Origin of the sequence: Plantactinospora sp. WMMC1484 (genome assembly GCF_049315195.1) — a bacterium.
GTDB lineage: Bacteria > Actinomycetota > Actinomycetes > Mycobacteriales > Micromonosporaceae > Plantactinospora.
Genome location: NZ_CP186055.1, coordinates 6,365,069 through 6,383,414, shown reverse-complemented (window position 1 = coordinate 6,383,414; position 18,346 = coordinate 6,365,069). Strand labels below are relative to the sequence as shown.

At 72.4% G+C, this 18,346-nt stretch carries 13 protein-coding genes; 10 read left to right on the top strand and 3 right to left on the bottom strand.

Going from position 1 to position 18,346, the window contains the following annotated elements; all coding sequences use genetic code 11:
* The first annotated feature begins 34 nt into the window (after positions 1-34).
* The 4 genes from ACN28C_RS27440 to ACN28C_RS27425 all read left to right on the top strand — a co-directional run bounded on the left by ACN28C_RS27440 (position 35) and on the right by ACN28C_RS27425 (position 4,419).
* Positions 35-1,351, top strand: a complete 1,317-nt coding sequence (locus ACN28C_RS27440; protein WP_422770402.1) for a tetratricopeptide repeat protein — start codon at positions 35-37, stop codon at positions 1,349-1,351.
* Entirely contained in the window at positions 1,348-2,931 is a 1,584-nt protein-coding gene (locus tag ACN28C_RS27435) for a hypothetical protein (protein ID WP_422770401.1), read from the top strand. Before ACN28C_RS27440 ends, ACN28C_RS27435 begins: the two co-directional genes overlap by 4 nt.
* Positions 2,932-3,004: 73 nt before the next feature.
* Positions 3,005-3,682, top strand: coding sequence for an ECF RNA polymerase sigma factor SigK (sigK, locus tag ACN28C_RS27430; RefSeq protein ID WP_422770400.1), 678 nt, complete (start codon positions 3,005-3,007; stop codon positions 3,680-3,682).
* Positions 3,679-4,419, top strand: a complete 741-nt coding sequence (locus ACN28C_RS27425) for an anti-sigma factor (RefSeq protein WP_422770399.1) — start codon at positions 3,679-3,681, stop codon at positions 4,417-4,419. The genes sigK and ACN28C_RS27425 overlap by 4 nt, the downstream gene beginning before the upstream one ends.
* Before the next feature lie 41 nt (positions 4,420-4,460).
* On the opposite strand, the gene ACN28C_RS27420 is transcribed toward ACN28C_RS27425, so the two are convergent.
* Positions 4,461-5,660 (bottom strand): FAD-dependent monooxygenase, encoded by a 1,200-nt coding sequence (locus ACN28C_RS27420; protein WP_422770398.1) that lies wholly within the window; start codon positions 5,658-5,660, stop codon positions 4,461-4,463.
* 70 nt (positions 5,661-5,730) lie between these two features.
* Here ACN28C_RS27420 and ACN28C_RS27415 point away from each other — a divergent pair, with 70 nt between their 5' ends.
* Together ACN28C_RS27415 and ACN28C_RS27410 are read left to right on the top strand one after the other, a co-directional pair.
* Positions 5,731-6,363 (top strand): TetR/AcrR family transcriptional regulator, encoded by a 633-nt coding sequence (locus ACN28C_RS27415; RefSeq protein WP_422770397.1) that lies wholly within the window; start codon positions 5,731-5,733, stop codon positions 6,361-6,363.
* Positions 6,364-6,460: 97 nt separating this feature from the next.
* A complete protein-coding gene (locus ACN28C_RS27410; protein ID WP_422770396.1) occupies positions 6,461-8,044 on the top strand; it encodes a phospholipase D family protein in 1,584 nt (527 codons plus the stop codon).
* A gap of 55 nt (positions 8,045-8,099) precedes the next feature.
* Here the strand turns inward: ACN28C_RS27410 and ACN28C_RS27405 are convergent, their stop codons facing one another.
* Positions 8,100-9,854, bottom strand: coding sequence for a peroxidase family protein (locus ACN28C_RS27405; protein WP_422770395.1), 1,755 nt, complete (start codon positions 9,852-9,854; stop codon positions 8,100-8,102).
* Positions 9,855-10,189: 335 nt separating this feature from the next.
* The gene (locus tag ACN28C_RS27400; protein WP_422770394.1) at positions 10,190-11,590 is read right to left on the bottom strand and encodes a short-chain fatty acyl-CoA regulator family protein; all 1,401 of its coding nucleotides are present in this window, start codon (positions 11,588-11,590) and stop codon (positions 10,190-10,192) included.
* 206 nt (positions 11,591-11,796) lie between these two features.
* On the opposite strand from ACN28C_RS27400, the gene aceA reads away from it, so the two are divergent.
* The 4 genes from aceA to ACN28C_RS27380 all read left to right on the top strand — a co-directional run bounded on the left by aceA (position 11,797) and on the right by ACN28C_RS27380 (position 18,342).
* Entirely contained in the window at positions 11,797-13,113 is a 1,317-nt protein-coding gene (gene aceA, locus ACN28C_RS27395; RefSeq protein WP_422770393.1) for an isocitrate lyase, read from the top strand.
* The gene (gene aceB / locus ACN28C_RS27390; RefSeq protein ID WP_422770392.1) at positions 13,113-14,771 is read left to right on the top strand and encodes a malate synthase A; all 1,659 of its coding nucleotides are present in this window, start codon (positions 13,113-13,115) and stop codon (positions 14,769-14,771) included. Before aceA ends, aceB begins: the two co-directional genes overlap by 1 nt.
* Before the next feature lie 98 nt (positions 14,772-14,869).
* On the top strand, positions 14,870-16,126 hold the full coding sequence (locus ACN28C_RS27385; protein ID WP_422770391.1) for a TIR-like protein FxsC: 1,257 nt from the start codon (positions 14,870-14,872) through the stop codon (positions 16,124-16,126).
* A gap of 32 nt (positions 16,127-16,158) precedes the next feature.
* Positions 16,159-18,342, top strand: a complete 2,184-nt coding sequence (locus ACN28C_RS27380; protein WP_422770390.1) for a KGGVGR-motif variant AAA ATPase — start codon at positions 16,159-16,161, stop codon at positions 18,340-18,342.
* The last annotated feature ends 4 nt before the right edge of the window (positions 18,343-18,346 follow it).

The window sequence follows — 18,346 nt, the reverse complement described above, 5'->3', positions numbered from 1 at the left end:
CGTCGCAGGGGCACGAGACCGGAGGAGGAAGAGAATGAGGCGACTACCACGGATCGGCGGCCGGTCCCTGCTGGTCTCGGGACTGGCGGCGGCACTGCTGCTCGGTGCCGGCGCGCTGGGCGGACTCCGCCCGCCGGAGCAGCCGACACCCGTCGCCGGCGAGGTCGGGTCGCGGGTCGACCGGCTCGCCGCCACGATCGACCGGGCACAGGAACAGCTCCGCCGGGTCCCCGGCGATCACGTGACCTGGGCGGCGCTCGGCACGGCGTACCTGGAGCAGTCCCGGATCAGCGCGGACCCGGGCTGGTTCGGCAGGGCCGAGGGGGCACTGCGCCGCTCCCTCGCGCTCCGGCCGGACCGCAACGACCCGGCGCTGGCGGGACTCGGCGCCCTGGCGAACGCCCGGCACGACTTCGCCGCCGCCGCCGGGTACGCCCGGCAGGCGTTGCGGATCAACCCGTACAGCGCGGAGGCGTACGCGGTGCTCGGTGACGCGCAGACCCAACTCGGCCGGGCCGACGAGGCGACCGTGGCGGTGCAGGCCCTGCTCGACCTCCGCCCCGGGGTGCCCGCACTGACCCGGGCCGCCTACGACCGGGAGCAGCGCGGCCGGACCACCGAGGCGGCAGCCCTGCTGCGGCAGGCCCTCGCGCTCGCCCTCGACCCCGCCGACATCGCCTTCTGCCGCCACCAGCTCGGCCAACTGGCGTGGCACTCCGGCGACCTGGCCGGAGCCGAGCGGGAGTACGCCGCCGGCCTGGCCGCCGACCCCGGCTATCCGCCGCTGCTGCGCGGGCGGGCGAAGGTGGCCGCCGCACGTGGCCGGCTCGACCAGGCCCTCACCGGCTACGCCGAGCTGACCGGTCGCTCTCCGACCACCGACCACCTGCTGGAGCACGCCGACCTGCTCGACGCCGCCGGCCGGAGCGCCGAGGCCGACGCCCAGCGCGGCCTGGCCGAGGCCGCACACCGGCTCTTCATGGCCGGCGGTGGCACCGACGACCTTGCCGGGGTCGCCGTGGCACTGGCCCGGTCGCGCCCGGCCGAGGCGCTGACCCTGGCCCGCCGGGAGTGGCAGCGGCGCCAGTTCGCCGAGGTGGCCGACGCACTCGCCCTGGCCCTGCACGCCAACGGGCGCGACGCCGAGGCGCTCGGCTACGCCCGCCGCGCCGAGTCGCTGGGCGCCCGCGACGCCCGGTACGCGTACCACCGGGGGATCATCGAGCTGGCCCTCGGCAACCGGGACGAGGCCCGGCGGCACCTGCGGCGGGCGCTCGACATCAACCCGTACTTCTCACCCGTGGACGCGCCGACCGTCGTGCGCACCCTGGAGAGGCTGGGCTCGGCATGAGACGCATTGCGTGCCTGGCGTTGGCAGGGCTCTGCCTCGGAGTGTCGCTGGGGCTCGTCGCCGCACCGCCGAGCCCGGCCGACGCCCACCCGCTCGGCAACTTCTCGGTCAACCAGCTCGCTGCGGTGCGGCTCCACACCGACCGGATCGAGATCGCCGCCGAGATCGACCTCGCCGAGCTGCCGACCGCGCAGGAGTCCGGCACGGTCGACGCGGACGGCGACGGCACGGCGAGCGGGCCGGAGCGGGCGGCACACGCGACCGCCTCCTGCGGCCGGTTCGCCCGGGACTTCGAGGTCACCGTCGCCGGCCGCCGGCTCGGCTGGACGCTCGACGACAGTGCCTTCGAGTACGCCTCCGGCAGCGCCGGCCTGCCCACCAGCCGGCTGCGCTGCGGGTTGGCCGCCGGCATCGTACTGGGGTCGGCCACGACGGTGGAGATCGTGAACCGGTTCCGGGTGGACCGGGTCGGCTGGCGCGAACTGACCGCCGCCGGGCACGGGGTCCGGATCGTCGACTCTCCGCTCCCGGCGCGGGACCTGAGTGGTGGGCTGCGGGCGTACCCGGAGGATCTGCTCAGCTCGCCGCCGGACGTGCGGTCGGCGCGGCTGCGGGTGGAGCCGGGGACCGGCGGCGGTGGCACGGTGACGGGCGCGGCCCGGCCCGGCGCGCCGACGATCGCCTCCGGCGCCTCGCAGGGCGCCGGCTGGACCGCCGGTGCGGAGCGGCGGTTGCGTGACCTCGCCGGCAGCCGGCAGCTGACGCCGCTGGTCGGGATGCTGGCCGTGCTGCTCGCCCTGGTGCTCGGTGCGGCGCACGCCGCGCTGCCCGGCCACGGCAAGACGGCGATGGCCGCCTACCTCGCCGGTCGGGCCGGGCGGCCCAGGGACGCGGTCGCCGTCGGCGCGACGGTGACGCTCACGCACACCGGCGGCGTGCTGGTCCTGGGCCTGCTGCTGACCACGGTGGCCGGGCTGGTCGGCGAGACCGTCCTCGGCTGGCTCGGCGTGGTCAGCGGCGGCCTGATCGCAGTGGTCGGCGCGAGCATGCTGCTCGACCTGCGCCGCCGTGGCCGCAACCGCCCGCACCCCGCCGCCGCCGTCCACTCCCACGCCCCCGTCCACTCCCACTCCCACTCCCACTCCCACGCCTCCGTCCACTCCCACGCCGCCGTCCACTCCCACGACGCACATGTCGGCCATGGCCATCACCATCACCATCACCATCACCACGGACCGAGTCGACTCGGCATCCTGGGGCTCGGTGTCTCCGGTGGCCTGGTACCCAGCCCGTCCGCCCTGGTGATCCTGCTCGGCGCGATCGGTCTCGGGCGTACCGGATTCGGTGTGCTGCTCGTGCTCGGCTACGGCGCCGGCATGGCGGCCACGCTCACCGCCGCGGGTCTGCTGGTGGTGCGACTGCGACAGCGCTGGGACCAGCGGCGTCCGGGCCGCCGGCTGTTCCGGCGGTGGCACCGGCGCCTGGCCGTACTCCGGTCCGCCGCGCCGGTCGGCACGGCCGGACTGGTGCTCTCGGTCGGGCTGGTCCTGGCCGGTCGCGCCCTCGGCACGGTCGCGTGAACACCGAACCGCATCCCGCGTGTCGGGCAACCTCCCGCGGTCCAGGGTGGACCACCGATGGAAGGCTGAGGCCATGACGGAATCCAGCGGCACACCGCGCCGGCCGGACCATCTCGCGGCGGTGCCGGCGGCCGGCCCCGCAACCGGACGGGCCCCGGTGGACGGGACAGCGGCCGATGTGGACGGACGCGCCGAGGCGAACGGGTTGCTGCGCGCGGTCGCCCTCGGTGACGAGGCGGCGTTCGCCCGGCTCTACGACCTGATGGCCCCCCGGGTGTACGGCCTGGTCCGCCGGGTGCTGCGGGATCCGGCCCAGGCCGAGGAGGTGGCCCAGGAGGTGCTGGTCGAGGTGTGGCGGACGGCGCCCCGGTTCGACCCGGCCCGGGGCTCGGCGGCGAGCTGGATCTGCACGATCGCGCACCGTCGGGCGGTGGACCGGGTCCGCGCGGAGCAGGCCAGCGCCGAGCGCCAGCTCCGGGTCGGCACGAGTCCGGCCGAGACGTCCTACGACGAGGTGCCCGAGCAGGCCGCCCGCCGCCTGGAACAGCAGCAGGTACGGCGCTGCCTGCGTGACCTGACCGACCTGCAACGCGAGGCGATCACCCTCGCCTACTACGCCGGCCACACCTACCGGGAGGTCGCCGAGTTGCTGGGTGCCGCGCTGCCGACGGTGAAGACCCGGATGCGGGACGGGCTGATCCGGCTGCGGGACTGTCTCGGCGTTCTCGGGGTCGAGGAGGCGACCCGGTGAGCGACATCCACACCCTGGTCGGGGCGTACGTGCTGGACGCCGTCGACGATCTCGAACGGGCCGCCTTCGACCGCCACCTGGCCGACTGCGACTCCTGCGCCGCAGAGGTGGGTGAGCTGCGGGAGACCGCCGCCCGGTTGACCGACGGCGCCTGGTCGGTGCCGCCGCCCCGGCTGCGGACCGAGGTGCTGGCCCAGGTCTCCCGGACCCGTCAGGACCGGCCGGGACGGCTGTCGGGCCGGGACGGCCGGAGCGCACTCTCCCGGTGGCGTGCCGTCACCGCCGGGGCGGTCGCCGCCGCGGTCCTGGCGGTGGCCGCCGGAGTGACCGGCTATCTGGTGCAGCAGCAGCGGGTCCACGACGAGCGGGCGGCCACGGTCGCCGCCCGGGCCGAGCTGGAGCGGGTACGGGACATCCTCGACGCGCCGGATCTGGTCGTGGGCCGGGAGGGGCTCGCCGGAGGTGGCCGGCTCTCCGTCTTTCGCTCCCCGGCCGGGGACACCGCAGTGGTGTTGCTGGCCGGTGCGCCACGGGTGCCCGACGACCGGGCCTACCACCTGTGGCTGGTGGAGGGGTCGACGCCACGACCGGCCGGCGTGCTGGCCGCCGGGACCGGCGACGACACGGTGGTGCTGACCGGGATGTCGGGCTCGGACGCGGTCGCGGTGACCGTCGAGCCGGCCACGGGCTCGGCGCGGCCGACCACCGACGTACTGGGCAGCGTGCCGCTCGACTGAGCGGGGTGCCACCGGCCCCGCCACCCCGATCAGCACTCCGCTCACCGGGTGACCGGGTCGGGATAGGAGGGCAGCGCCAGCGCGGTGGTGGCACGCCGGGCGGAGCGCGCCAGCAGCCCGGTCCGGGCGATCAGGGGTGCGATCCGGAACGCCCGGTTGCGCAGCCACAACCCGGCGGCGGTGGTCGGGGCCAGGGTACGCCCGCCGTTGTCGGCGAGCGCCTGGTTGACCTTGACGAACGGTCGGGTGATCCGTTCGTACGCGGCGAACGCCTCGGTGTGGTCGGCGCGCCCGGCGAGTTCGCCCGCCAGCACGTACGCGCCGACCAGCGCGGTGCTGGTGCCCTGCCCGGAGAAGAAGCTCGGCGCGTACGCGGCGTCGCCGACCAGCGCGACCCGCCCGTGCGACCACCGTGGCAGGTGGATCTGACTGACGACGTCGAAGAACACGTCGTCGGCGGTGCGCATGGCGTCGAGCAGCCGGGGCACCTGCCAGCGGTCCCCGGCGAACACCCGCGCCATCAGGTCGCGCTGCGCGTCGACGTCGCCGAGTTCGGCGAGCGGAGGCTCCGGCCGGGCGGTCATCAGGAAGCCGTGCAGCGTGTCGGTGCAGCCGGGGGCGTACATGGTGGCCATCCGTCCCGGTGCGCTGTAGCTGATGCCCTCGTGGGCCAGTCCGAGATCGTTCGGCAGGGTGAAGCCGGCGAAGCAGTAGCCGAGGTAGCGGACGAACTGCTCCTCGGGGCCGAAGGCGAGGCGCCGGGTGTTGGAGTGCAGCCCGTCGGCGCCGAAGACCAGACCGAAGTCGCGCTGCCGGCCGCTCCGGAAGGTCACCTCGACGCCCTTGTCGTGGCTGCGCAGAGCCGCGATCGAGTCGTCGAAGACGAATTCCACGTCGTCCCGTACGGCGGCGTGCAGCACGGCGGCCAGGTGACCGCGTGGAAGTTCGAGATCGCGACCCTCGACGCCGCCGGTGAGCGCCTCCGGGCGCAGCACACCGACCGTCCGGCCGTCCGGGCCGACGAAGCTGAGCCGTCGGGTGTCGATGTGCGCGGCCCGGACCTGGGGCAGCACGCCCATCCGGTCCAGCACGCCGAGGGCGGTCCCCCGGACGTCGATCGGATAGCCGCCGCCGCGCACCGCCGGCGCCTTCTCCACCACGGTCACCTCGAAGCCGTGGTGGTGCAGCCAGTAGGCGAGGGTGGGCCCGGCGATGCTCGCGCCGGAGATCAGGACCTGCATCGGTGACCGCCTCTCGTGAGCCCCAATCAATACACTACACCGTGCAGTGTAGTACGGGTACGATCAGCACATGCCGAGCGCGAGGACGCTGCGAGAGGGCGCGACGCCGAAGCGGGCCGCCATCGTCGCGGCGGCCCGGGAGCTGTTCCTCTCCGACGGCTTCGACCGGACCAGCGTGGATGCGCTCGCCGCCCGCGCCGGGGTCTCCAAGCGGACCGTCTACGACTACTTCGGCGACAAGGTCACCCTGCTCAACGCCGTGGTGGAGGCGGTCGGGCGGTCGATGGTCGCCACCATCCGGCGTACCCTCGACGAGACGCTCGTCGCGGTCGACGCCGCCGGGCTGGAGGAGGCCCTGGTCGCGTTCGCGATGCGGATCTCGACCGAGATGCTCGGCTCGCCGGAGTACGCCACGCTCGAGCGACTGGCCCGGGCCGACTCCGGCCAGTTGGCGAAGCTCGACCGGTACGAGATCGAGAACGCGCCGGAAGAGGCTCTCGCCGAACGGCTCGGCACCCTCGCCCGCGCCGGACTGCTCGACCTCGCCGACCCGCGACTCGCGGCCGACCAGTTCATCGCGCTGACCTTCGGTGTCGCGCTGAACCGGCTCCGCTCGGCGAACGCGGCGGAAGATCCCCGGGTCGGTCCGATCATCGTCGAGGGCGTGCGGGTCTTCCTCCGCGCGTACCGGACCGGGCGGTAGCCGGGATGGCGGCGCACCGCGACAGCACCGGCGTACGGGATGCAGGGCTGCCACGTCCGTCCTACCGTGAGGTGATCGCCCTACCGGAAGGTGTCGCGTGCCTGTTCAGGACTGGTTTCTCAGCGGGGCGGAGCGGGACAACCCCGACTCCGCCATCCCCGCCTGGACGGAGGGCAACCTCGCCGAGCCCCTGATCCACGGCGCCGCCTACTTCGACCGGCTGACCGCCGAGATCCAGGCGCTGGACGAGGGCGACCACGTCTTCTTCACCGACTGGCGGGGCGACCCGGACGAACGGATGCGCGACGGCGGCCCGACCATCGCCGAGCTGCTCGGCGACGCCGCCCGGCGCGGTGTCGTCGTCAAGGGTCTGGTCTGGCGCTCGCACCTCGACAGGTTCACCTACAGCCAGGAGGAGAACCGGCACCTCGGCAGGGAGGTGGGTGAGGCCGGCGGCGAGGTGCTGCTCGACCACCGGGTCCGGCGCGGTGGCTCACACCACCAGAAGCTCGTCGTACTCCGGCACCCGGGCCGGCCGGAGCGGGACGTCGCCTTCGCCGGCGGCATCGACCTGTGCCACAGCCGGCGCGACGACGCCGAGCATCGCGGCGACCCCCAGGCGGTGCGGATGGCCAGGGCGTACGGCGACAATCCGCCCTGGCACGACGTGCAGCTCGCGGTGCGCGGGCCGGTCGTCGAGGCGCTCGACCTGACCTTCCGGGAACGCTGGACCGACCCGGCCCCGCTGGACCAGTACGGGCCGATCAGCACCGTACGTGACCGGCTGCGCGGTGCCGATCTGCACGCCGAACCGCTCCCGCCGCAGCCGCCCGACCCACCGCCCTGCGGGCCGCACCGGATCCAGGTACTCCGGACCTATCCAGCGATGAAACCGGCCTACAGCTTCGCGAGGCTGGGCGAGCAGTCGGTCGCCCGGGGCTACACCAAGGCGATCGAGCGGGCCCGGCGGCTGATCTATCTGGAGGACCAGTATCTCTGGTCCCGGGAGGTGGCGACGCTCTTCGCCGACGCGCTGCGCGACAACCCCGACCTGCACCTGATCGCCGTCGTGCCCCGGCACCCGGACGTGGACGGCCGGCTGGCCCTGCCGCCCAACCAGGTCGGCCGGGAGCAGGCGGTCGCGCTGTGCCGTGCGGTCGCCCCCGACCGGGTGCACGTGTACGACGTCGAGAACCACGTTGGCACCCCGGTCTACGTACACGCCAAGGTCTGTGTGGTGGACGACGTCTGGTGCAGCGTCGGCAGCGACAACTTCAACCGCCGCTCCTGGACCCACGACAGCGAACTCTCCTGCGCCGTACTCGACGACACCCCCGACGAGCGGGAGCCCCTCGACCCGGCCGGCCTCGGCGACGGCGCCCGCCGTTTCGCCCGCGACCTGCGCCTGGCGCTGCTCCGCGAACACCTCGACCGTCCGCCCGGCGGCGACGACGATCTCCTCGACCCGGCATCGGCGATCCGCGCCGTCGACGAGGCCGCGAACACGCTGCGGGACTGGCACGCGGGTGACCGGCGCGGACCCCGACCACCCGGACGGCTCGTCCCGCACGAGACGGGCCGGCTGCCATGGCACCAGCGGCTCTGGGCGGTACCGGCGTACCGCCTGGTCTACGACCCGGACGGCCGGGCCTGGCGGGACCGCCGCGCCGGCACCTGGTAGTAAGGAAGGGCCCCCGCTTATCGTTTTCTGTTGTAGCGGGGGCCCTTCCTAACACCTAGCCGAGCGGGTTGAGCAGGTCGGCGCTGCCCTCGAAGGCGTAGAGGAGCAGGTCGACCATCCGGAACGTCTCCTGGTCGGGGCCGAGCGTCGGCCGCCACGTCGGGTCGCGGAGGATCGAGATCCGGCTCCCCTCGATGGCCCGGTGGAAGACCTCGGCGACGATCCGTGCGCCGACGCCGTCGAGCCGGCCGCCGTTGAATTCCGCCTCGCGGAGAATGTAGAACCAGAGCGGCGTGTGCGTGGTCAGTTCGACCTTCTGCTCGTCGGTCAGGCCGTCCAGGACGGCGCCGTCGAGGCCGCCGAGAATCTCGTCGGGCTTGAGCGGCACCAGGTCGAAGAGCTGGGCCATCTGTTGACCGCTGGCCAGCCGCACCATCATCGCGCGGGTGAGGTTGCGGAAGGCGAGGTTCAGCTCGATCGCCGGGGTGCCGGTGCCGCCGCCGAACGAGCCGGGTGGCAGGTTGCGCAGCGGGTCCACCAGGCTGGTGTCGATCCGCCGGGTGAGGTTGAGCTGCCGCTGCGGCTGCCGCTCCGTATCCGCCGCAGTGGCCTCGCCGGCCGCAGTGGCCTCGCCGGCCGCAGTGGCCTCGCCAGCCTCGGCGACGAGCGCGACCAGGTCGTCCCGGCCGGCCTCGGTGAAGTCGTAGAGGCGGCGGAAGTCGGCGATCCAGTTGGTCGGCAGCCGCTCGAAGGAACCGGACTCGGGATCGGCGATGTCGCCGTCGGGGGAGAGGATGCCGCTGGTGCCGGAGAACTGGAAGAGCAGCTCCAGGGTGCCGGGCGCCAGCACGCCGGGCGCGCCGGAGGTGTTGAAGACGCGGTTCCAGTCGTACTCCTCGCGGATCATGCTGTGCCCGAGCCGGTACGCCGCCACGGAGAACTCGATCGGCATCGTCGGCCGGTCGCCCGGCTGCACGGTCCGGTCGCGGCGCTGCCGCCGGCCGTAGCCGGGGGAGACCTCGAAGAAGCGGCGGCCCCGGCCGAAGACCTCGTCGACGATCTCCGGCGAGGCGATCCGGGGCAGGAGGTCGGTCACCAGCATCCACTGGTAGTGCTTCACCACAACAGAGCGGGCGGCCCGGAACAGCGCCGTGCCGGAGAGCCCGCCGGAGGCCAACTGGTCGACCACCCGGTTGTGGAACCGGATGAACGCCAGGTGGGTCTGGGCGACCGCCAGGTTCTCGTCGTTGCGGGCGTCGGGGATCAGCGCCGCCCGCCGCTCCCGCTTGCTCGACCCGAGCCCGGAACGGGGCAGGTCGAAACCGTCCCGGTCCTGGTTGGTGGCGTCGTCGCCGGCCACCGCGGCGGTCCGGCCCACCTTGAGGTGTACGCCGTCGGCGGTGTAGAAGACCCGGTCGGTCCGGTCGTCGGGCCCCCGCCCGTAGAGCGAGTCCAGGTCGAGTGCCGGGGAACGGCCCTGGAGCAGTTCCTCGACGGAGACCTCCTCGCCCAGCGCCGCGGCGGTGTTGTCCATGGTCAGGTCGTGGTCCACGAACTGGCCGAGGTAGGTGTAGCCGGCGGGAACCGCCGGGTCCGCCGAGTCGGCCGACGGGCCGCTGACCATCGCCTCGGCCAGTGCCGCACGGGTGGTCTCGGCGGGCGCCTGACCCTGCGGGCCGAGCCGGGAGAACCGGAACTTGCGCAGTTCGGCGGTTGTCGACGGGCGCCGGGTCGTCGGTTCGTGCCTGTCGTCGAAGCCGAGCAGGCCCTCGCCCTCGACGAGGTAGTCCTCCCGCATGTGCCGCTTCATTCGTCGTTCCTCCCTCGTGGTGACCGGCACCCGGTACGGAGTCGGCTGACGGGGAGGAACATGCGTGCGCGACCGGCGCGTACGCACGACGACGACGTGTGCGTCCGCCGGACCCGATCCCCCCGTGAACGTCCGCGATCGGCGCGGACCAGCCGATCCGCTGCCGGTGCACCATGCCGGTCTCGGTCGACTACGGCCAAGAGTCCGCAGCGGCGCCGGGGTCGTCCACCTAGTGTCATCCATGTGACGTAAGGTGGGCCGAGCGCTCACGCTGTGACTAGCGATCCGTTACGGTGAGCAGTTTCCCGAGCCGCGGATCATCGTTTGTGGACTGTCTACTGCGTCTCCTGCCCGCGGAGCGGGTAGGGGATGAAGGTGCTGCGGTTCTCGTCGAGGTCGAGTTGCCGGCCGATCGGCTGCGCGGCCCGCTGCGGGCAGGTCATCCGCTCGCAGGTCTTGCAGCCCGGCCCGATCGGGGTGGCCGCCTCGGTCGCCTGCAGGTCCATCCCGGCGGAGTAGACGAGCCGGCCGGCGTGCCGGGTCTCGCAGCCCAGCCCGATCGCGAAGGTCTTGCCGGGCTGGCCGTAGCCGCCGTGGTGCCGGGTGACCGTACGGGCGATCCAGAGGTAGCGCTGACCGTCCGGCATCGCCGCCACCTGTGTCATCACCCGGCCGGGCGCGCCGAACGCCTCGTAGACGTTCCACAGCGGACACGTGCCGCCGGAGCGGGAGAAGGGGAAGCCGGTCGCCGACTGTCGTTTGGACATGTTGCCGGCCCGGTCCACCCGGACGAAGGAGAAGGGCACGCCGCGCGCCCGAGGTCGTTGCAGGGTGCTGAGGCGGTGGCAGACGCTCTCCCAGCCCATCACGAAGTGGTCGGTGAGCAGTTCGATGTCGTAGCGCATCGTCTCGGCGGCGTCGAGAAATTCCCGGTAGGGCAGGACGAGTGCGGCGGCGAAATAGTTTGCCAAGCCGACCCGCATCAGGATCTGGGTCTGCAGGTCGGCGAATTTCTCCTCCTCGATGATTTCGTCGATGACGTCGGCGAATTCCAGCAGCGCGATCTGGGCGCCCATCCGGATGGCTTCCTGGCCTGACCGCAGCGACGTCGACAGGTGCAGCGTGCGGGTCTGCGGCCGGTAGCGGTGCAGATCGCCGGCGAGCGAGTCGGTGTCCTGTCGGACGATCCGGATGCCGTGCCGCACGGCCAGCCGGTCGTTGAGCGCGGCCCGGGTCTCGCCCCGGCGGATCCCGATCTCGGCGGCCAGTGCCTCGGCCCCCTCGTCCAGCTCCGGGATGTAGTTCTGCCGGCGGTAGAAGAAGTCGCTGACCTGGTCGTGCGGGCTGCGGCCGGGGAGGAGGTCGCGGTCGCCGGCCACCTCGGCGAGCTGGTCGTTGGCCTGCCGGTAGCGGCGATAGAGGTCGATCACCGCCTCGGCCACCTCCGGCAGCTTGCCGGCCAGCTCGGTCAGGTCGGGCAGGCTGGCCCGGCTGGGCAGCGCCTCGCGCAGCTCGGCGACGAGTCGGGGGGTGTCGTGCGGCGCGAAGTAGGCGGTGTCGACGCCGAAGACCTCGGTGATCCGGATCAGCACCGGGACGGTGAGCGGGCGCGAGTCGTGCTCGATCTGGTTGAGGTAGCTGGGGGAGATGCCGAGCTGCCGGGCCAGCTCGATCTGGCTGACGCCGTGCTCCTCGCGTAACCGGCGCAGCCGGCCGCCCGCGAACGTCTTCGTCACGGCGCCTCCTCCCTCCGCCCGGACCCGGCCACATTAACACGTCTGTGAACCGGCTAATTCGCAACTTCGCAAAATGCGGCATGGAGTTTACAAGAATTGGCTTTTTCCGTGCCTCGACCCGTCAATCGCGGCCGTGTCATGGTTTCGGCATGTCCTGATGGACGGCTGATTGCAGACTATCCAAGCGAATCGACGAGGAGAATCCCATGGGCACCCCGGCGGAGCAGTTGCGTACCGAATGGGCCAGCGACCCGCGCTGGTCCGGCGTCGAGCGGGTCTACGGCGCGGACGAGGTCGTCCGGCTGCGCGGTGTGGTGCAGGAACAGCACACCCTCGCCGACCGGGGCGCCCGGCGGCTCTGGACGCTGCTGCACGAGGAGGACTTCGTCCCCGCGCTCGGCGCGCTCACCGGCAACCAGGCGGTGCAGATGGTCCGGGCCGGGCTGAAGGCGATCTACCTCTCCGGCTGGCAGGTCGCCGCCGACGCCAACCTCTCCGGGCAGACCTACCCGGACCAGAGCCTCTATCCGGCCAACTCGGTGCCGGCGGTGGTGCGGCGGATCAACAACGCGCTGCTGCGCGCCGGTCAGATCGAGACCGCAGAGGGGCCGGGCGGCGGCGATACCGGCAGCCGGGCCGAGGACGGCGACGACGGCGAAGGCGGCGGGATCGACTGGCTCGCCCCGATCGTCGCCGACGCGGAGGCCGGCTTCGGCGGGCCGCTCAACGCGTACGAGTTGATGAGCGCGATGATCGCGGCGGGCGCCGCCGGGGTGCACTGGGAGGACCAGCTCGCCTCGGAGAAGAAGTGCGGCCACCTCGGCGGCAAGGTGCTGGTGCCGACCGGACAGCACGTCCGGACCCTCAACGCCGCCAGGCTGGCGGCGGACGTGGCGGGGGTCCCCTCGGTGATCATCGCCCGGACCGACGCGCAGGCGGCGACGCTGCTCACCACCGACGTCGACGAGCGGGACCGGCCCTTCGTCACCGGAGAGCGGACCGCCGAGGGCTTCTACCGGGTCCGCAACGGGCTGCAGCCCTGCGTCGCCCGAGGACTCGCCTACGCGCCTTACGCCGACCTGCTCTGGATGGAGACCGGCACCCCGGACCTGGAGCTGGCCCGCCGGTTCGCCGAGGAGATCAAGGCGGTCTACCCGGACCAGATGCTGGCCTACAACTGCTCGCCGTCGTTCAACTGGCGCAAGCACCTCGACGACGCCACCATCGCCAAGTTCCAACGGGAACTCGGGCACATGGGATACCGGTTCCAGTTCATCACGCTGGCCGGGTTCCACGCGCTGAACTACTCCATGTTCGACCTGGCCCGGGGTTACGCCGCCGACGGGATGCCGGCGTACGTGTCGTTGCAGGAGCGGGAATTCGCCGCCGAGGCGTACGGCTACACGGCCGTCAAGCACCAGCGCGAGGTCGGCACCGGCTACTTCGACCTGGTCAGCACGGTGCTCAACCCCGCCGCCGAGACCACCGCGCTGCGCGGCTCGACCGAGGAGGAGCAGTTCTGATGCGCGTCACCGTCACCGGACCGCTGCACGAGCGGTACGACGAGATCCTCAGCCCCAAGGCGCTGGACTTCCTGGTCGCCCTCGACAGCGAGTTCGCGGCCCGCCGGGTGGCCTTGCTGGACACCCGGCGGGCCCGCCGCGCCCGCTACGCCGACGGCCAGCTTCCCGGGTTCCTCCCCGAGACCGAGGCGATCCGGGCCGACCCGAGCTGGCGGGTGGCGCCGCCGGCACCCGGCCTGCTCGACCGGCGGGTCGAGATCACCGGCCCGACCGACCGGAAGATGACGGTGAACGCGCTCAACTCCGGGGCGAAGGTGTGGCTGGCCGACTTCGAGGACGCCCTCGCGCCGACCTGGGAGAACATCATCGGCGGCCAGCTCAACCTGGTCGACGCGATCGACCGGCGGATCGACTTCACCGCGCCGGGCGGCAAGCGCTACGCCCTCGGCGACGATCTCGCCACCATCGTGGTCCGGCCGCGCGGCTGGCACCTGGTGGAGAAGCACATCGTGGTCGACGGCCGGGCCATCTCGGCCAGCCTGGTCGACTTCGGGCTCTACTTCTTCCACTGTGCCCAGCGGCAGCTCGACGCCGGCAGCGGCCCGTACTTCTACCTGCCGAAGCTGGAGAGCCACCGCGAGGCGCGGCTCTGGAACGACGTCTTCCGGTTCGCCCAGAACTGGCTCGGCATCCCGCAGGGCAGCATCCGGGCCACCGTGCTGATCGAGACCGTCACCGCCGCCTTCGAAATGGAGGAGATCCTCTACGAGCTCCGCGAGCACTGCGCCGGGCTGAACGCCGGCCGGTGGGACTACATCTTCAGCATCGTCAAGAACTTCGGGTGGCGGGACGACTTCGTGCTGCCGGACCGGGGCGACGTGACGATGACGGTGCCGTTCATGCGGGCGTACACCGAGTTGCTGGTCCGGACCTGCCACCGACGCGGCGCGCACGCGATCGGCGGGATGGCCGCCGCCATCCCGAGCCGGGACCCGGAGGTCAACCGGGTGGCACTGACCAAGGTCCGGGCGGACAAGGAGCGGGAGGCCGGCGACGGCTTCGACGGCTCCTGGGTGGCCCACCCGGGACTGGTCGGGATCTGCCGGGACGCCTTCGACGCCGTGCTCGGCGACCGGCCGCACCAGCTCGACCGGCTCCGCACCGAGGTCGCGGTCGGCGCGGACGACCTGCTCGCCGTCGACCGTACGCCGGGCCGGGTGACCGGGGCGGGGCTGCGCGGCAACGTGGCGGTGGCGCTGCGCTACCTCGACGCCTGGCTCGGCGGCACCGGCGCGGTCGCCATCTTCGACCTGATGGAGGACGCGGCGACCGCCGAGATCGCCCGCTGCCAGGTGTGGCAGTGGATCCAGCACGGCACCGCACTGGCCGAGGGCGGCCGGGTCACCGGGGAACTCGTCCGCTCGATCCTGGCCGAGGAGGTGGCGAAGCTGGCCGAGGAGGCGGCGAACCCCGGCGCGGAGCGGCCGGTCGCCGAACGGGCGCGGGAGCGGGTGGCGCAGGCGGCGGAGATCTTCGCCCGGACCGCGCTCGGCGACGACCTGCCGGCCTTCTTCACCACCGAGGCGTACGCCCGGCATCTGGTGACGGCGCAGGCGCCGAACCGTATCGTCCCGTCCGCCGCGCCGTTGGCGGCGTAGCCCCGGGCACCGGGCTCGGGCCGCGCGTGTCTCCGTGGCACGCGCGGCCCGAAAGCGGGCCGGTCGATATACTCGCTACCTGCCGCGCGGTGTCGCGGATGGGAGGGCGTGTGCTGGTCTTCTTTCTGAGCTACGCCCGCGGCGACGACGATCCCTACGTCGAACGGTTCTTCCGGGACCTTTCCAGCGAACTGCGTGCCAGGCTCGGACTTCCCTCCGGCGAGGAGGTCGGGTTCCTCGACAGTCACGGCATCCAGCTCGGCACCCCCTGGTCATCTCAACTGGCGGTGGCTCTCGCCGAGGCCCGAACCTTCGTGGCGCTGCTCTCTCCGCGATATCTCGCCAGCGAGATGTGCGGCATGGAGTGGCAGGCGTTCAGCGAACGGATGGAGCGGCACATCCAGGTCGGCGGCTACCGGACGGACGTCCTGTTTCCGATCCTGTGGCTGCCACCCCGGGTGGTCCCGCCGGCCGTCGCGCAGCAGCAGTACGTCGAGGAGCACCTGCCCGACGCCTACCGCAGGGAGGGCCTGCGGCAGCTGCTGCGCCTCCACCGGCACCAGGACGGCTATCTGGAGTTTCTCGGCTTCCTGAGCGACCGGATCGCCGAAGCATACGAACGACAACCCCTGCCCCCCGACCCGCACCCGATCGACTTCCTCCGCGTGCGCAGTGCCTTCCACGGCAGGCCGGCGGGAAACGTCGACGACGTGAGGAGCGCGAGCTCCGACTTCGCGCCCGGCGAGCGCTGGCCGGCGGAGCGGCCCGACCGGGTCCGGTTCGTCGTCGTCGCGCCGACCCGGTCGGAGGCGGCGGCGGTTCGCAAGCGCCTCGACGGGTACGGCCCCTCGCCGGCCGATTGGACACCGTACCTGCCGGCCTCGCTCGAGCCGATCGGTGCGACCGCGCTCGCCGTCGCCCGACGCCACGGATTCGAGTCGCGGATGGACCGGCCCGGGGAGCTCTCCGAGGAGCCGAGGAAACGCGACCGCGAGATGGTGATCCTGCTCGTCGATCCCTGGGCGACGCAGCTTCCCTCGTACCGGCGGATCCTGGCCCGTTACAGCGATCGCGAGCCGGGGTGGAGTGGCGGGCTGACCGTGCTGATCCCGCGCAACCACCAGGACCCGGAAACCCAGGCGTACGCCCGGGACCTGTCGGATTCGGTCCGGAGCGTCTTCGCCAGACAGGTCGTGCTCGGCGACGACCTGTCGTTCCGGTCGAGCATCCTCAGCCCGGCGGCGTTCGAGGAGGAACTCCGGGTGGTGCTGGAGGCGGCCCGGGCGCGGTCGGCGGGCGCGGGACCGGGCCTCCGGTTTCCGGTGACCCAGCGGCCGATCGTGGAAGGCCCGTGAGGTCGGCGACGATGTCCGGGAGCGGTTCGGAGATGAGCGCTTCGAGCGCCGGGCGCCCGCAGATCATCACCTTCTACTCCTACAAGGGTGGCACCGGGCGGTCGATGGCGGTGGCGAACACCGCATGGATCCTGGCCAGCAACGGGCTGCGGGTGCTCGTCGCGGACTGGGACCTGGAGGCACCCGGGTTGCACAGGTACTTCCACCCGTTCCTCCTGGACAAGAAGGTGCGGCACTCCCGTGGCATCATCGACATGATCTGCCTCTTCGCCGAGGCGGCGTCGGAGCGGGTGGGCGGCGCCGAGCGGTTGGGCGCCTCGGCCGAGCAGCTGGTGCGGGAGCACGCGCACGTACTCGACTATCCCGCGTCGCTGGAATGGACCTTTCCCGGAGGCGGCGGGATCGACTTCCTCCCTGCCGGGGTGCAGGACGACGGCTACTCCCACCGGATCAGCACCTTCGACTGGGACGACTTCTACGCCCGCCTGGGCGGCGGAGCGTTCCTGTCTGCGCTTCGGCAGGACATGCTGGACAACTACGACGTGGTACTGATCGACAGCCGTACCGGGCTCAGCGACACCGCCGGCATCTGCACGGTCCTGATGCCCGACATCGTGGTCAACTGCTTCGCGATGAACGCCCAGAGCATCGATGGTGCGGTCGCGGTGGCCCGCTACATCGCCACCCACGGCGGCGAACGCCGGATCCGCATCATGCCGGTGCCCATGCGGGTGGAGCGGAGCACCACCCGGAAGGTCACCGTGAGCCGGGCGTACGCGCGGCTGGTGCTCGGGCCGTTCATGGACGAACTCTCCGCCGACGACTTCAACCACTATTGGGAGAACGTCGAGATCCCCTACTTTCCCGACTACGCACACGAGGAGATCCTGGCCCCGTTCGGTGATCCGCCGGGCCAGCCGGATTCGCTGCTGGCGGCGTACGAGCGGCTGACCATGGTGTTGAGCGGGGGGCAGGTCGGCGGGTTGATCCCGATGGACGAGGGTGAGCGGCTGCGCTGGTTGCGCGAGTTCGAACGGCCCAAGCCGGCGGATTCGCCGACGGTGCTCGTCTGCCACGCGACCGCCGACCAGATGTGGGGCGAGTGGGCGGCGGCCCAGGTGCGTGATGCCGGCCTCGACGTCATCCGGCTGCCGATCGAACCGCTGTCGCGGGACTTCGACGGAATCCGCGCCATGCTGACCGGGGTGGGTCGTACCCTTCTGCTCGTGTCGGCTGCCTGCCTCGACTGCCCGGCGGCTGCGGAGATCTGGTCGGCGGCCAGCGTCCGCGAGCAGTCGTCGCCACGGTTCCTCCTCCCGATGCGGATCGACGGCGTGGTGCTCACCGCACCGTTCGACGAACGCGTACCGGTCGAGTTGAACCTGGGCTCGGCGGAGCAGGCGCGGGACCTCATCCTCGCCACGGTCGGCCCACCGCCGGCCGGCGATGCGGAGCGGTCACGTGCGGCCGACGATTCCAGCGCGCCGGAGGGCGCCGCGAGCACCGCCGCAGAATCCGGTGGCGCCGTTTCTGCCAGGCTCCGGTATCCGCTCTCGGCACCGGCGGTGTTCGAGGCGCCGGCCCGCAATCCGCACTTCGTGGGCCGGCAGGCGGTGCTCGACGCGTTGCGCTCCGGGTTCGACCACGACGGCCGGGCGGCGCATCAGGTGTTGACCTGTGCCGAGGACCTGGGCAAAACCCAGGTGGCGCTGGAGTACGCGTACCGCTTCGGTCCGGACTACGACGTGGTGTGGTGGATCGCCGCCGGGCAGCCGTACGGAGTCGCCGCATCACTGGCGCTGCTCGCGGACCGGCTCGGCCTGCCGGCAACGTCCGGCAACGAACCCGGGGAGCGGATGCGTGCAGCGCTCGACGCGCTCTCTGCCGGCAAGCCGTACTCTCGCTGGCTGCTGGTCCTCGACCAGGCCGGCGAGCGGGCGGAGACCGAGTCCTACCTGCCGGCGGGTCCCGGGCATGTTCTGGTCACGACGCGGGACCCGAGCTGGGCGGACGGCTCCGCCATCGAGGTCGGCCGCTTCACCGAGCAGGAGAGCCTGCTCTACCTACGGAGCCGGCTCTCGGGTCTCGGCAGCGACGACGCGGCGCGGATCGCGGCACCGTTGCAGAACGCTCCCGCCGGGTTGGCCGAGCTGGCGGACTGGCTCCGGGACAGCGGCATCAGCATCGACACCTACCTCGCCCTGCACGGCAGCTAGGCTC